The sequence below is a fragment of the Stieleria mannarensis genome (genome assembly GCF_014154935.1).
Taxonomy (GTDB): domain Bacteria; phylum Planctomycetota; class Planctomycetia; order Pirellulales; family Pirellulaceae; genus Stieleria; species Stieleria mannarensis.
This window is the reverse complement of sequence record NZ_JACEHH010000002.1, coordinates 227,125-241,167: the sequence shown is the minus strand read 5'-3', so window position 1 is coordinate 241,167 and position 14,043 is coordinate 227,125. Positions and strand designations below refer to the sequence as shown.

The following is a 14,043-nucleotide window of genomic DNA, read 5'->3' as shown; positions in this document are numbered from 1 at the left end:
TTGAGTTGAATTCCGAGTCCGCCCAAGTCTTTGATTTTGCACAACGCCTTTTCGAATGCATAGTGAGCGCTCCCAAACGATTGCATCCGCCGTATTTTGGGGCTCGGCCTTTGTTGCGCCGATGCCGGGGGGGGCGGTCTACCTTTCATGGCTCAGCGAGCATGATCAATACGGGTACATTTTTCCGCTATTGATCTCGGTCGTCGCGCTCGTCCTGTTCCGTTGGGATTATCGGCTTCGGTTGCCGACGTCGTGGTTATCCAATGGTCTGGTGGTTGGCGGGTTGGCGTTGACGTTGTTTTCAACCTACCGGACTTCGCCTTGGCTGACCGCGGTCGGATTCGTACTGATCGCGACCGCTTGGTTGCACACGCACCACGCCGATAGCGTTTCGCGTCAACGACTGACCTACCTGGCACTGCCGTTGGTGATGCTGATCCGTCTTCCGCTAAATCTGGATTTGGCCTTCAGTTCCACCCTGCAGCGTTTTACGTCCCGAGTTAGCAGCTATTTGCTCGATGCGTTCGGAGTCGCGCACTATCTGCGTGGCAATGTGATCGAGTTACCCGGCGGGACGCTCTTCGTCGAAGAGGCGTGCAGCGGGGTCCAGTCACTCTTCACCGTCCTCTTTTTGGTTTGCCTGTGGGTCGTTTTTCGTCGACGACCGCTTGTTTCGACGCCGGCCTACGTCCTGGCTGGCATGGTGTGGGCGATGGTCATGAACGTCATGCGAATCACATCGATCGCCTTGGCACAAGAATGGTATGGATTTGATCTTTCCGAAGGCCCCGCCCATGCGACTCTCGGATGGGTCTGCCTAGTCATCGCGGTGTTGCTTACCCTTTCGACCGATCGCTTGTTAAACGTGATGTTTTACCCGGTTCCTCCGGACGAGTCTGGTCATGAAGGCAATCCGGTGGCACGACTGTGGAACCGCGCGTTGATGGTGGGTGTTGAATACGATGTCGACCACGAGGAAGTGGGGCTGGCTGATTTGAAACCAACGACGGATCATCAACATCCGAATAATCAACCGAGACCGGAGTTCGAAACGGCGCTGGTGGGGGCTTCAGTGTTGGTGTGCCTGCTTTCGCTCGGTCTCGGCTACCGCGTCGTCGAATCCCGTTTCGGGAAGGTCGCCGTCGATGCGAATCGGCCGTTGCTGTGGGTTCCGGACGAGGATCTATTGAGTACGACGCGATACGCGCCGCTCGTCACCGATCATCAGGCGTTGCGAGAGGCGAACAGTCGGCAGCTGGGAAACCATGCGGACGTCTGGACCGTCGTCGTTGACGGCATGCCGGTGCGACTCGCGGTCAGCCAGCCGTATCCGGAATGGCACGACATGCGAGCCTGTTACGAAGGGAACGGATGGCAGATCAACGATTGGATTCCGGTATGGCAGTCCGCACAGGACGACGCAGCGGTCGAGAAAGATTCCGGTGAAGAGGGACTCGAAGTTTCGGTCGATCAATGGCCCGTTTCATATTTGGAGATGGTCAGAGATACCCATGGGTTCGGAACACTATTGTTTTGTGGTTTGACGCGGGACGGCGAATTACTGCAACCGCCGATGATGGGATTAGGTTCCTTGTTTGACGCGCGACTTCGTGATCGAAACTCACTTTCGTCGAAAGTCATCATGTTGCAATTGTGGACCGAGTCGCAGATGCCGCTCGTGCCTGATCAGGTCGACAAGCTCGAAGCGCTTTTTGAGGCCTTCCGGCAGCGCGTCCGAGGCGGACTGACCGAGGAGGCCTCCGGACAGCCCTCTGGTGTGGAAGTCGTCGGCGAACGCAGCGAAGTGGAAAGGAACCGCCGATGAACCTCATGAAACTTTTCCGTCGCTGGTTTCGATTAAGCCGGCATGCCGTCATGACCGTGCTCTCGTTGCCTGCACGCGTGGATCTGATCGGGCGACTTAGTCGAGCGTTCGCATTCCCGCAACACGAGTGGGCTCGGCGTTTGCGGCGAAATTTGGCGAGTGAGCCTGAAACGGTCACTTGGCAGCAGGCAGTCAATCCCTTGTTTCTGATCAAGTGGGGCACGGTATTCTTTTGGAAATGGTTGCTCACTCGTCCCTACATGGCGCTCGCTCCGGCGATCCCCGCCTTGCTGGTGTTGGTGGTGTTGGCCGCTACCGCGGTCGTAATCGCGCGTCGAGATTCCGGTCAGACCCAGACGATCTATTTGGACAAGTTGCGTGCGGCGATGGCATCGGGAGAGACCGAAGTTGCTGCCGTCGCGGCGCAGCGGCTGTTGGAATTGGACCCTGAAAACTTGGAGCACCAATACCAGCTTGCCATGCTTGATGACGAATTGGGACGAACCGAATCGGCGCGAAGAGCGATTTTTCGTCTTGCGATTCAAAAACAGTACGGGCCCGCTGCGCTTTGGATGCTCAAGGCACTTGTTTACGATGAATCGGCCAAATCCGATAGTGAATCGGGAGAATTAGTTCGTCGAACCAGCTGGGGCAAAGCGGAGCAACAACTCTGTCACCAGTGTGCAACGGTTGCAATGAGTCATCTACCGTCCGACAGGGCCCGATTTGCGCAAAAGCTGTACGCCGGTTTCCTGGCGGAAAATGGCTTTTATGGTGACGCACTTCGGCACTATCAAGAGCTTTCAGAATCAGAGCCCTCGGTGAACCTCGCCGCGGCGCTGCTGGCCGATCGAGTCAAGGAATACGACTCAGCGCAGCGTTTTGCCGAGGCTGCTATCGGATACCTCAAGCCCAAATTCCTGGCACAACCCACCGCCGTGCAACTTCGATTGCAATATGCACAGGCACTGGTGCTGGACGAACAATTCGATGAGGCGTACCGCCTGCTTGTTGACGGCTACAAGTTAACGCCCGAGCCGATTCTGCTGACCGCCACTGCGGAAGCCTTGGTCTTCCGGGCGAAGAACTTGCAACGGGCGATCGGCGATCGTGAGTCAGTTGCCAAGCGATCAGAATTCATCTTCGATGCGCAGAAGATTGCTCCACAGAGCCCGTTGGTGATCGAATCGGTCGTCGAACTCTTGATCGACTGTGCGGAGGCGGAAGACGACGGTCTCAAGAATGTCCGCCGTGATTTGCTTCGAGGACTTGATCCCGCGTCCAAGCATTTCGTCGAGGGGACCGTGCTCATGATCAGGGGCGAGGAAGATAAGGCACGCAGCCACCTTGAGCTCGCCGCCAGCCAGGCCCAAGGAAACCTGGCAGGAATGCTGAATAATCTGGCATATGCCCTGGGGCGGTCGGATGAAAAGTACTTGCCACGAGCGCTCGAATTGTCGGAACTCGCGTTGGAGAAGCTGCCCGGCCATCCGAGTCTTCTCGAAACTCGTGGGCAAATCTTGTTACGAATGGAACGGTACCACGATGCCATTGCCGATCTGGAAAAGGCACTCGCCGATCCGACACTCAGACCGATGGTGCACGCGTCACTCGCGAGAGCTTATGAAGCGCTTGAGCTGGATGATTTGGCGGAGCAGCACCATGACATGGCCCACGAGTATGCCGGTGAAAAGACGCCATCACCTTGAATTCGATGCGTTTTTTTTGTAGACGCTCCTCTGACGTGCTCTCCGATGCGGGAGAAATGGCTTTGCCGCAGCTCGGCCCGAGCGACGTCGAGTTCTCGTTCCGGTGCACGAATCGGCGCGATGTGATCGCAAGTGATCATCTGACGCGACAAGCAGCTAGCGTCGACCACCTTGGCGTCGGCCGGGACGATAGTAGACCGCTTCCATGATTTCGTCCGGCGGCAGCAGGTCCAAAACGTCGGGATCCTCACGTTCTCGGTAGCGATCCAGCGGCGTCGATTCGTCGGCTTGAAATGCCGGCGAATTGCGACGAAGCGATTCGATCGTCCAGGTCCGCAGCGTGTCGTTGACGGCGACCATTTCTCCGGCCAACTCGGTCGACAGGCTTGTCAACGCACTCAAGTCCTCTCGTGCCTGGTCGTCCAACAGCGATCTTAAGTCCTGGTACTCTTGGTCGCTGATCGGGGGGATTCGTGGCGGCGGACGTCGCCCCGGATCGCGTGACGCGTCTGCCGCCGAATCGTCGGTGGACGCCGCAAGCTGACGCCCGTTGCCCGCCCCTCGCGGCCCGCCTCCGCCGGGGCCCAACCGCAACCCGCCCCCGAAACCGGAGAATCCAGGGCCGCGTCCCCTGCCACGCCAATCGGGATCGCCGACTAAGGATCGCAGCATAAAGTACTCGGCCCATTGCTCATCGCGGCCTTGTTCCTTCAACATCGCCTTGCCCCGATCCAACGCAACGACCAATCCGGGGACTTGTTCCAGGCGTTCGTTCATCAACAGTTGGAGCCACAGAAAAATCCGGTCCGAAGTCTCCTCGCTGATCAGTTTCCCGGAGTCTCGCGCCAAATCGTTCATCGTGATGTCGATGGCCAAATCGATCGCGTTTTGACGCACGGCTTCATCGGGGCTGAACAAATCATCGCGCAGCTCTTCGCCGACACTTTCGATCCAGACGGAGGCTGCCTTCATGGTCCGCAATAGTTTCTCGCTGTCTTTGGCCTTGCGGACTTCGTCGGCGATCCGTCGGATTTCCGCCTTGGCTTCATCGCTGAATCCGCGATAGGCTTCCCAGCGGACGACCAATTTTTCGCGGGTCTCGGTCGGCAGCGACTGCAGTGCGGCATCGCGATCTTGCAAGGGCATCTCGGCGACGACACTCGGCGGGGCCATCTCTCGACGCCCGACCTGCTCCATGGTCTCAATCATGTCCTGCCAGCGCGGGTTGTAGGCGAGTTGGTAGAACAGCGAAAAATTGTCTCCCAACTTGTACGCTTCGTGGTCCTCGGCGATCGCTAGTTCCGCCAGATCGTGTTGCAAGGCGATCCGATTGGCGATGGAGACACCGACCGCGCCGGCGGCGAATCCGACGACGACCAAGGCGACGAAGGCGACGCGTTTCCAGTGCTTGCTGAGCCAACCGGCGTCGGCCTGCTTGTTGGGAATGATGTCGGCGACCAACAGTTCGATCGTCGATTCGACCAGTTTTTCGTTGCTCGGTTCGGTGGGCAAGTCATCGAGCCATTCCCAGCCGGTTTGCAAGGTTTGCAATCGCCGCTGGAACTCGGTTTCGGCGACCAACCGTTTCTCCACGGCTTTTCGCTGTTCGTCCTCGAGTTCATCGTCCAGGTAGGCGACCAATAGCTCGTCGTCGGGATCCACCGGCTGATCATCGGTCAACAAGACACTGTCGCTCATGGCTCCACCTCGCTCGGGATCATGCCCGCCTCGATATAGGGCTGCAAGATTTCACGCAAATTCACACGGGCCCGACTCAACAAGGATTTGACCGCTTTGGTGGTCAGCCCCATCGTCTCGGCGATTTCGGCATAGCTGAGGTTTTCAAATCGCGACAGCATCAGCGCCGTGCGCTGTCGTTCGCCCAATGCTTCCACGGCCTGGCGAACGATCGCACCGCGTTCGCTGCCTTCGACCAACCGCCCGGGCATCAACGAACTGGCGTCCAAGGCGGTGGCGGCCAAGATGCCGACCGCCCGGGACCCGTCGGCGGTCGGCGGGGCATCGATTTCGTTGACTTCCTGACGCCGCCCCTGGCTTCGTGCCGCGTTGCGGGCCACATTGGCGGCGATGGTGAACAGCCAAGTCGAGAACTTCGCGCCGGGTTCGTAGCTGTGCCGGGCCCGAAACACACGCATGAACGTCTCTTGGGCCAGATCCTCGGCCAGATCCGGTTTCGGCCCGATCGTCCGCATCAAACGCACCAGCCGCGGTTGGTACTTGCGCAGCAATTCCTCAAACGCAACTGCATCATCGTTTCTGACGCGCATCATCAACCGGACGTCGGGATCCGATTGCTGGTAACGCAGTGCGGTGGATTCACTAACAGCCAAACGACCGGGGACGCTAAGAGAAATGAAAAATCGGCATCGATGCCTGCGATCGTGCTCCTTAGTCTATCACGATAGAACCCGCCTCAGCAGTCCAGGTTTCGCTCAAACACGCCTCCGAACGGATTCCCGCACCCGGCGGGTGACCGTAATCCCGACCACCGCCAGCAATTCGACGCCGATGAACAGCAATCTTGCCAAAATTGCCGCCAAAAGAGCTTGCGAGCTGCCGATCACCGGCGCCAAGACCACCGCCAACGTCAATTCGCGGACCCCGGCGCCGCCGGGCAACAACGACGCGAAGCCGACCACCATTGCCAGGGCGATCGAGGCCGTCGCGGCGGCATGCCGGACCGCTGCCGAAAATTCCGCTGGCTGGCCCGGAAGACTTTCGACCAGACACCCAAACGAGGCCCCGATCAGCACCCAGGCCAGCCCCTGCCAGAACCAGGCAGAAAGGAAAAAACGCCAGTCGTGGCTAACCGCGACCGCAGCGGTTTCCGCCTCCGGGGCTGCATCGTGACCTTTCCCTGCCATGGCGGTCTGTTTTGAGCTGACCTTGGCCACGACTCGTTTCAACACGGGAGGCAGCGTCGGCAACGTCGCCGCGATCCCACCCAACAGGGCACACCACGCGATCCAGCGCGACACCGGCAGCAAGAAAATCAAACCGCCGGCCACCGCCGCGCCGACCGCCATCATCGTCAGCGTTTCCAAAAACACGGCGATCGATCCGGCGACCAGCGGAACCCCCGCACCGGCCAGCCGTCCAGCCCGGATCACCACCACCATCGCTTTACCCGGCACATACTTTCCCAGGTGGCCGACGACTTGAGCCGACAACACGTCCCCCAGCGGAGCTCGATAGCCCAGCACACGCGTCCCTTCGTACAACACCAACCCGCCGGGAATCAGACTGATCCCGTAAAAGGCGGCGGCCAACCCGATCATTGGCCAACCGAGATTTTCGATCGCGGGGACAGAGGACCGAGCCACCACCAGTTCACGCTCGATGCGGTTGCGCTGGCCGGCCGTTTCGGCGGAGGCCAGCGCGGCTTCCAACTCCTTGATCCCCGCGATCGCGGCGGATTTCTGTTGACTCCATTGCCGGACGGCAGCACGCGTGGCCAGAATCAGCCCCACGATCACGATGATCGCGATCAACGCCCGAGCAATTTGCTTGACCCTGGGGCTCATTCGGCGTCCGGATATCGGATGGATTCCTTTCGCAGCCGCACTTTCCATTTCTTAACGACTTCTTCGCGGCGGCTGGCAACTCCCTCTTCGGGTTTGAAGAACAAGGTCGTGCCGCTGATGTCGCGCAAGTGTTCCGATGCCAAGACGCGAACCGGCATGGAAGCCGACTCCAGGTCCGCGACCAGTTCCGCATCGCCACCGGTTTTCAGCTGATCTTGCGAGTACCCGGTCAGCAGTCGAAACAGGGTGTCACCATCGGCGTTGTCCATCGCTTCGTTCTGGCCCGCGATCGCCGTCCGCACCGCCGCGGCGTCCTCCACGCTGCGGTCCATCATTTGCCGGACTGCGTCCAGGTGGGACGACCAATACAGTCGCTGCTTGGGGTTGCTGAACAATCCGTCGACGCCGAAGTAGGCCGACGCGTCGCCGAGGGCCAGCATCGTTTTTCCGGCCAACGCCGCGACCTCATTGCGGCGGAATCCCAACGCAACACGCAACGACAGCAGCAACGAATCGGAGTCATCGCTGCGGACCAATTCCAACAGGTCGCCGGCCGCTTCGGATTCCAGCGAGCCCGTGTCGACTTCGGGATCGATCCAGGACGGCAGGGGAGTCGGCTGGGTCACCGTGTTGACGCCCGGATCGGTCGCACTCAAGTCAAGCACGACCTGTCCGCCGGCCGGAACGTCGGTGGGGTTGCCATGACCGGTGATCGAAACATTGCCGGCCACGCAGGTCAGCACCACCGACGTGCGGTGGTTATCGGGCAGCATCGGGTCGGCACTCAACGGCCGATGATGTTGGACGTCAATCGCCAGCACGGCCTGCCCCGTTTCGCTTTGGGCCTGGATCGTGGATTCGCCGAAGGTCATCGCCAAGCTGTTTCCCGGCTCGGGCAATTGCACAATGCCCTTGCCGAACCGCACGTCCACGTTCACCGTCGCCTGACCAGATTTCCAACGGAGTTCTGTCGGGCCGACCAGGGTACAGGTCAGGGATTCATTGCCGGCGATCACAAATTCGGCGCGATACTCCGGCCCGCAAACCACCACGTCGCCCGGTGTGACGTCTGATTTCGGCGTCATCAACGCCCACTTGGTTTCGTCGACTCGCTGTGCGACCAACGCGGTGTCGGACGCCAGGGTTGCCACCTCCCGATCTGCGGCGGCGGGATCGGTCGGCAACTCCATCTCGGGTGTTTTGGGTTCCGGGGCAACCGTCGCGGAGTCGTTCTGATCCGGTAGCGCCGCGATCCGCTGGTCGGCCATCGCCGGCGGCACCGGCGGGCCCTCGGAGTCTTCCATCACGACCTCCGCCGGCCCGGGTTGCTGCGGGGCGGGCGCAACGGTTTCGCCGAGATCGCCCTGCGGAGGCACCGGAGGTGGCACCGTCGCTGGCACCGGCACCGGCGGCGCGTTGGGATCGATCGACGGCGTGACGGTGGGTGGATCCGTGGATCGCTGCTCCGGCTCGGCAGCGGTCTCTGGCTCGGCGGGATTCGATTTTGCGGATGCGTCGCCGGCATCCTCGCCAGCTTCGGAGGGTGATGGGGGGGCCGGTTGGGGATCGGGGGCGGGCAACATTTCCGGATCGATCTGCATGGCATCTCCGATCCCGTCGCCGATGGAGTCGTCTTGAGCCCCATCCGAGGCGGCTGTTTCGGGAAGATCGCTGGCGGAAGCGTCATCGCTGGCGGATTGAGACACGACCGCCTCGCCGGTGCTCGCATCGTCACCGGTTTGCGCGACTTTCTGTGGTCCCAACAAGGGCGCAAAGATGCGGCTGATCGCGAACAGCAAGATCCCGACCAGCGCCAGCGAAACCAGCCACGGGGTGATTCGCGACGTCCGCACTTCACCGTCGTAAAAGTCAGCGCGTTCCAACTGTCTCAGTGTTCGGTCGCCCGCCAGCGGTGGTGCATCATCGAGTGCCATTCCGGCTTCGGCGAATTGGTGTGACTGCTCACGGAGTTTGGTCGCCGCTTGAAAAACGCCACTGTCTCCCGCACCGACCGGGCGGACGTCTTGCGCGGGCGTGGCCCGAGGATCTGTGATCGGCTCGGACGCGGCGCTGGGAAACGCGCCGACCGCTGCGTCTTCCGCATCGCTCGGAGGTTGATTCGGCAGTTGATTCGGCACCGCGTTTTCTGCCGTGGCGGCCGCATCGTCGCCGCCGACCGCATCGGACAGGTCGATGCCCGAATAACGGGGGCCGATTTCGCCCGCGATCACCGGCGACGCGCCGCCGGTTTGGCCGAATTCCGCTGGTGAATCAACAACGATGTTTCCTTTTTCGTCGACCATCGCCAGCACCCGTTCACGCAGGCGATCGGAAGCCTCGGCGGGGCGGCCCAAAACCATCGTCAAGATCTGATGGCAGGCGGCCGCTTCGGCCAGGTGCGGCAGCGATTCCAAGCACGCTTTTTCCAGCTCGGCAATCTGTTCGGGCGCGAGCGTGCTGTCGAGGAAGTTGCTCATCATGTTCGGCTCCTCGATCGGGTGGACCGAATCGGGAGCCGGGGCGGACAACGAGGGGTCGGCGACCGAGCTGCGGATCCGCTGAACCAGTTGCGTGGCGAACCCGCTCTGCTCCACTTTCTGCCTCAGGATTTCAGCATCTTGGGGTTCGAGGGTGTTGTCCAAATAGGCCAGCAGGGTTCGCAAAGTCAGACGCATCGTCGTCTCATCACCGGGCGGAGTTTCGGGAAGTTTCTGTTCGTTAGTGACCGCCGCGGCGGGGGCCCGTGCAAAATTCTGAAAACTTTTTTTGGCGGGCCTGCATCGTATTGAAAGCGCTGAGAACACCCATCGGCCGGCCCGTAGACCGCACGGGTTTCCCAGTCCGCAGAACCCGGCGGCCGGCGATCCTTCTGCGACCCCAACCCGCAATTTTGCTATCCAGCCGATGCCCCGGGGGACGATAGGTTCCAATCGCACGACGCGTCTTGATGCTTCAGGGAAGAAACTGACCGAGCCTTGCCCCTTCGGCGGGTGGCCCCTTCGTTTCCTTTCCATCCCCAGGTTTTCGCGTGCGACGCTTCTCTCTCGGAATTCTCATTCTGGGCGGCGGACTCCTCTTCTCTCTGCCGTTTCGCAAATCGAAGCTGCCCGATCCCTCGACCGCCCAAGACGGATTGAATCAGACGAAATCAAATTCGTTTGACGACGCGTCGATCGAAATGCTGGTCCGCGAAGTGACCGAAGATGTCCAAGTCCCCGTCGTGTACGATCCGCAGACGGACTATTGCCCACCGGCCCCGTCCCAGCACAAGCGCCAATTGCCGCTGACCTACCAGGATCTGGCGGTGCCGGTCGACCGCGACCCCTTCTATGAAAGCCACTTCAACGCCACCGCAAGTGTCGCCTCTGGCAACCATGACTTGGCCAACCATGACGCTGACCAGACGCAGCGGCTGGCCGAGTTGGAGCGACTGTTTGCCGAAACACAATACGTGGACCAATCCATCGCCGCGGTGCATAGTTTCGCCGGACAGCCCGACCAAAACCCGCCGCCGGTCATCGCACCCGACGGCAAGCAGTGGACGTTCCAAAACGCAATCGGCGAACCCCCGTCGCTGGCCACGCCTTGGCCGAATCACGCCGCTCCCCAAGCGTCGGTCGGCGCCCATCTGGCCAGTTCGGATTCGGTCGCCAAGTCGGCCGCGGCGGTCAAGACGCGAGACGTTTCGGTGCTGTCCCCCTTGCCACCGCCGGATGACCGTGCCGATGGAGTCGACGTCGACCGGCCCCGTCACTGGATCCAACAGCCGGATTGAGTGTTGACTGACGCACCTTCGTTATTGGCAGGTTGCATAGCGACGTAGCCACGGAGCGTGTAAAACACCGGTGATTCACCGCTTGTCCCCACCACCACACGCATCCCTTGGACTATCGATCGATCATGAGCGGCCGCCGCAGCGGCATCCTGGCCGGAGGGATGCGGGCCGGACTTGCATTCGCCGCGCTGCCGTATCGCATCGTGGTCGCGCGACGGAATCGAGCGTTTGATCGCGGCGATGGCGTCGAGCGTTGTGAGGCGGCGGTGATCAGCGTCGGCAATTTGACGACGGGCGGCACGGGAAAGACGCCGATCGTTGCCGATCTGGCGCGGCGGTTTCGCCGACACGACATCCGAGTGGCAATCGTCTCACGCGGCTACGGTCGCGGTGACGCCGATCAGAATGACGAGGCGGCGGAGTTGCACCAGCGTTTGCCCGATGTCCCCCACGTCCAAAACCCCGATCGAGTCGCGGCGGCGCGGATCGCCGTGGATGAATTGGAATCGCAACTGATTTTGATGGACGATGGGTTCCAACATCGACGCTTGCATCGAGACCTGGACATCGTCTTGGTCGACGTGACCTGTCCCTTCGGTTACGGGCATTTGTTGCCGCGTGGATTGTTGCGTGAACCGCTCACCAGCCTGTGCCGCGCCCAGGTTGCCATCCTGACACGCTGCGATCAGGTCGACGAGTCGGCGATCGGTGAGGTGATTGCCACCATCCGCTCGGCCAACCCGGGCATCTTGATCTTGCGGTCCAGCCATCGACCCAGCGGGCTGTTGCAGTTCCCCGACCGACGGGCCGCGGTCGACGACCTGAGGAAGCAGCGAGTCGGACTGATCAGCGGCATCGGAAATCCGGCCGCTTTTCGAAGGACCGTCGAAGACGTCGGTGCCGTCGTGGTCGCCGAGAACATCCTGCCCGACCACGCTCCATACGACCGCGAAACCGTTGAACAACTACGTCACTGGGCGAACGAGTTAACGGACGTCCGGCAGTTGATCTGCACGCAAAAAGACCTCGTCAAATTGCAGACCGACCGGATCGCCAACCTGCCGCTATCGGCGCTGACGATCGACGCCGAAATCGAACCCTCCAAGGAATTCGACGCGATGCTGCAACGCATCGCTATGGCGATTCACACAGCGGAATGATCTCGCTGGTCGATTCGACCAATTCCTTGATCGTCACGCCCGCAAACGCGGCTTCGGTTGCCGCATAGGCTTTGTCCAGTTCGGCGTGAAGCGGGCAGAGCTTGTGGTGCGACTTCAATCCCAATGGGCAGTGCCGAATCCGCTCGATCGGCGCGACAACGCTGACGACATCCAGAATCGTCAACTCGTCGGTCGCCCGACTCAACTCATAGCCTCCCCCAGGCCCCGGACGCGAGGACACCAGCCCGGCGGCGGCTAAATCCTGCAACACCCGCGTCAGGTAGCGGCGTGGCACCTTAGTCTGTTCCGCCAAACGGTCGGCCGAAGCCGGTTCCCCAGGCTGGCTGCCCAGGCATGCGACGGCCCGGAGCGCGTATTCGGCGGTTTTGGAAAGCATGAATTTGCCCGAAATCCGAGATCAGCTAAATAGTACACATTGACGTGCAGAATCGTAGATTATACCCTGAGTCATGGCGTCACGAGAGCCGATGCGCGCCATTTTGTCAATGATTGCGAAGTTTCCCGTGCAGCGGAGAAGATTGTCAATGCGTCCCTGGTCCGCCCTCGCCATCCTGATTCCCTGCTTGGTGTGCCTTTGCGGCGTCCCCTGTGCGACCGCCCAACAAGGCAATTTCGAACGCGAGCCGATCAATTACCTCGACGCCGAGGTCAATGACCCGGTCGCCCAGTTGTCCCGGCGCCTGCAATCGGGCGAAACGTCGCTGCAATACGACGATCAATTCGGGTACCTGCCAGCGGTGCTTGAGGCCCTGGATGTCCCGACGAGTTCCCAGACGTTGGTGTTTTCCAAAACGAGTTTGCAGCTGCATCGCATTTCACCGCGACGCCCGCGGGCGTTGTACTTCAACGACGATGTGTATGTCGGCTACTGCCAGCGGGGCGATGTGCTTGAGTTCGCCACGACCGATGCCGACCAGGGGGCGATTTTTTACACGCTGAAACAGACGCCCTCCCAGCAGCCGCCGAGCTTTGTTCGTGATCGCGGGAATTGTTTGTCCTGCCACGCGTCCAGCCGAACGCAGGGGGTTCCGGGGTACTTGGTCCGCAGCGTGTTCGCCGATCCGGCGGGCCGTCCCAAGCTGGGCAGCGGAACCTTTCTGACCGACCACACCAGCCCGTTTGAACAGCGTTGGGGCGGGTGGTACGTCACTGGCAATCATGGCGCGATGCGGCACATGGGCAACACCATTTGCGAAGGCGACGAGTACACGTTCGATCGCGATCCCGGTGCGAACCAGTCGACTCTGGACGAGTACATCGATACCGACGACTACATTGCACCGCACAGCGACATCGTGGCGTTGATGGTGCTGGAACATCAGACGCAAATGCACAACGCGATCGCGGCGGCGAACTACGAGACGCGGCAGGCGTTGCACCAGTCATATCAGATGAACGAATTGCTGGAGCGGCCGAAGGATCACATCAGCGAAAGTGCCCAGCGCCGCATCGCGGCATCGGCCGACCGAGTCCTGCGATACTTGTTGATGGTCGACGAATTTCAGTTGACCGACACGGTGAGCGGCGCGTCGGAGTTTGTCGCAGATTTTTCCGCCCGCTCGATCAAGGATTCGCGCGGCCGTTCGCTGCGTGATTTTGATTTGGAAACCCGCTTGTTCAAGTACCCGTGTAGCTACCTGATCTATTCGCCCGCTTTCGATGCCTTGCCGAAACAGGTTCGCGAGCAAGTTGTTTCGCGGTTAATCGCGATTCTTGAAGGCCGCGATGATTCAGGCGACTTCGATCACTTGACGTCGAAAATGCGCCGCGAAATCCTGGAAATTCTGGTCGAAACGAAACCGGGGTTTTCTCAGCACGCGTCGTAGGAGAACTCGCTGTCGGCTTGTCGAATGATTCGCTTGATTCAGTCATCCGCACGGCACTAGCCGCGGTTCTCGCCGTGATAAAACCGACACGAACGCCCACCGGCTAACCGTTGAAATCTTCGTTTCGATGAATTCAATAGACTGTTGGCAGCTTCCGCTACTGGAGGCCAACGTTCCCAGTC

General features: G+C 60.5%; 10 protein-coding genes. 5 read left to right on the top strand and 5 right to left on the bottom strand.

Annotated features, from left to right (window positions below; genetic code table 11):
- Positions 1-55 precede the first annotated feature (55 nt).
- Both xrtU and H1B37_RS02210 read left to right on the top strand, forming a co-directional pair.
- The gene (gene xrtU, locus H1B37_RS02215; protein WP_182864972.1) at positions 56-1,825 is read left to right on the top strand and encodes an exosortase U; all 1,770 of its coding nucleotides are present in this window, start codon (positions 56-58) and stop codon (positions 1,823-1,825) included.
- A gap of 5 nt (positions 1,826-1,830) precedes the next feature.
- The gene (locus H1B37_RS02210; RefSeq protein WP_182864971.1) at positions 1,831-3,534 is read left to right on the top strand and encodes a tetratricopeptide repeat protein; all 1,704 of its coding nucleotides are present in this window, start codon (positions 1,831-1,833) and stop codon (positions 3,532-3,534) included.
- Between the two features lie 156 nt (positions 3,535-3,690).
- Here H1B37_RS02210 and H1B37_RS02205 read toward each other — a convergent pair whose 3' ends face one another.
- From H1B37_RS02205 to H1B37_RS02190, 4 genes are all read right to left on the bottom strand, one after another.
- Positions 3,691-5,232 (bottom strand): anti-sigma factor family protein, encoded by a 1,542-nt coding sequence (locus H1B37_RS02205; protein WP_182864970.1) that lies wholly within the window; start codon positions 5,230-5,232, stop codon positions 3,691-3,693.
- The gene (locus H1B37_RS02200) at positions 5,229-5,885 is read right to left on the bottom strand and encodes a sigma-70 family RNA polymerase sigma factor (RefSeq protein WP_286177322.1); all 657 of its coding nucleotides are present in this window, start codon (positions 5,883-5,885) and stop codon (positions 5,229-5,231) included. The genes H1B37_RS02205 and H1B37_RS02200 overlap by 4 nt, the downstream gene beginning before the upstream one ends.
- A 102-nt stretch (positions 5,886-5,987) precedes the next feature.
- A complete protein-coding gene (locus H1B37_RS02195) occupies positions 5,988-7,079 on the bottom strand; it encodes a lysylphosphatidylglycerol synthase domain-containing protein (RefSeq protein ID WP_182864969.1) in 1,092 nt (363 codons plus the stop codon).
- Positions 7,076-9,754, bottom strand: a complete 2,679-nt coding sequence (locus tag H1B37_RS02190; RefSeq protein WP_182864968.1) for a hypothetical protein — start codon at positions 9,752-9,754, stop codon at positions 7,076-7,078. The genes H1B37_RS02195 and H1B37_RS02190 overlap by 4 nt, the downstream gene beginning before the upstream one ends.
- Positions 9,755-10,107: 353 nt before the next feature.
- Between H1B37_RS02190 and H1B37_RS02185 the strand changes: the two genes are divergently transcribed.
- Together H1B37_RS02185 and lpxK are read left to right on the top strand one after the other, a co-directional pair.
- Positions 10,108-10,854 carry a hypothetical protein gene (locus tag H1B37_RS02185; protein ID WP_182864967.1) on the top strand — a complete coding sequence of 249 codons (747 nt, stop codon included), beginning with the start codon at positions 10,108-10,110 and terminating at the stop codon, positions 10,852-10,854.
- 125 nt (positions 10,855-10,979) lie between these two features.
- Positions 10,980-12,014, top strand: coding sequence for a tetraacyldisaccharide 4'-kinase (lpxK, locus tag H1B37_RS02180; protein ID WP_182864966.1), 1,035 nt, complete (start codon positions 10,980-10,982; stop codon positions 12,012-12,014).
- Here lpxK and H1B37_RS02175 read toward each other — a convergent pair.
- Entirely contained in the window at positions 11,989-12,411 is a 423-nt protein-coding gene (locus tag H1B37_RS02175) for an Rrf2 family transcriptional regulator (RefSeq protein WP_182864965.1), read from the bottom strand. The genes lpxK and H1B37_RS02175 overlap by 26 nt on opposite strands.
- A 148-nt stretch (positions 12,412-12,559) precedes the next feature.
- Between H1B37_RS02175 and H1B37_RS02170 the strand changes: the two genes are divergently transcribed.
- Positions 12,560-13,861, top strand: coding sequence for a hypothetical protein (locus H1B37_RS02170; protein ID WP_286177321.1), 1,302 nt, complete (start codon positions 12,560-12,562; stop codon positions 13,859-13,861).
- The last annotated feature ends 182 nt before the right edge of the window (positions 13,862-14,043 follow it).

Coding starts and splice junctions, on each gene's coding strand:
- H1B37_RS02195 (WP_182864969.1), bottom strand. CDS start 7,079: ATGAGCCCCAGGGTCAAGCAAATTGCTCGGGCGTTGATCGCGATCATC.
- H1B37_RS02210 (WP_182864971.1), top strand. CDS start 1,831: ATGAAACTTTTCCGTCGCTGGTTTCGATTAAGCCGGCATGCCGTCATG.
- H1B37_RS02205 (WP_182864970.1), bottom strand. CDS start 5,232: ATGAGCGACAGTGTCTTGTTGACCGATGATCAGCCGGTGGATCCCGAC.
- lpxK (WP_182864966.1), top strand. CDS start 10,980: ATGAGCGGCCGCCGCAGCGGCATCCTGGCCGGAGGGATGCGGGCCGGA.
- H1B37_RS02190 (WP_182864968.1), bottom strand. CDS start 9,754: ATGCGTCTGACTTTGCGAACCCTGCTGGCCTATTTGGACAACACCCTC.
- xrtU (WP_182864972.1), top strand. CDS start 56: ATGCATAGTGAGCGCTCCCAAACGATTGCATCCGCCGTATTTTGGGGC.
- H1B37_RS02170 (WP_286177321.1), top strand. CDS start 12,560: ATGCGTCCCTGGTCCGCCCTCGCCATCCTGATTCCCTGCTTGGTGTGC.
- H1B37_RS02175 (WP_182864965.1), bottom strand. CDS start 12,411: ATGCTTTCCAAAACCGCCGAATACGCGCTCCGGGCCGTCGCATGCCTG.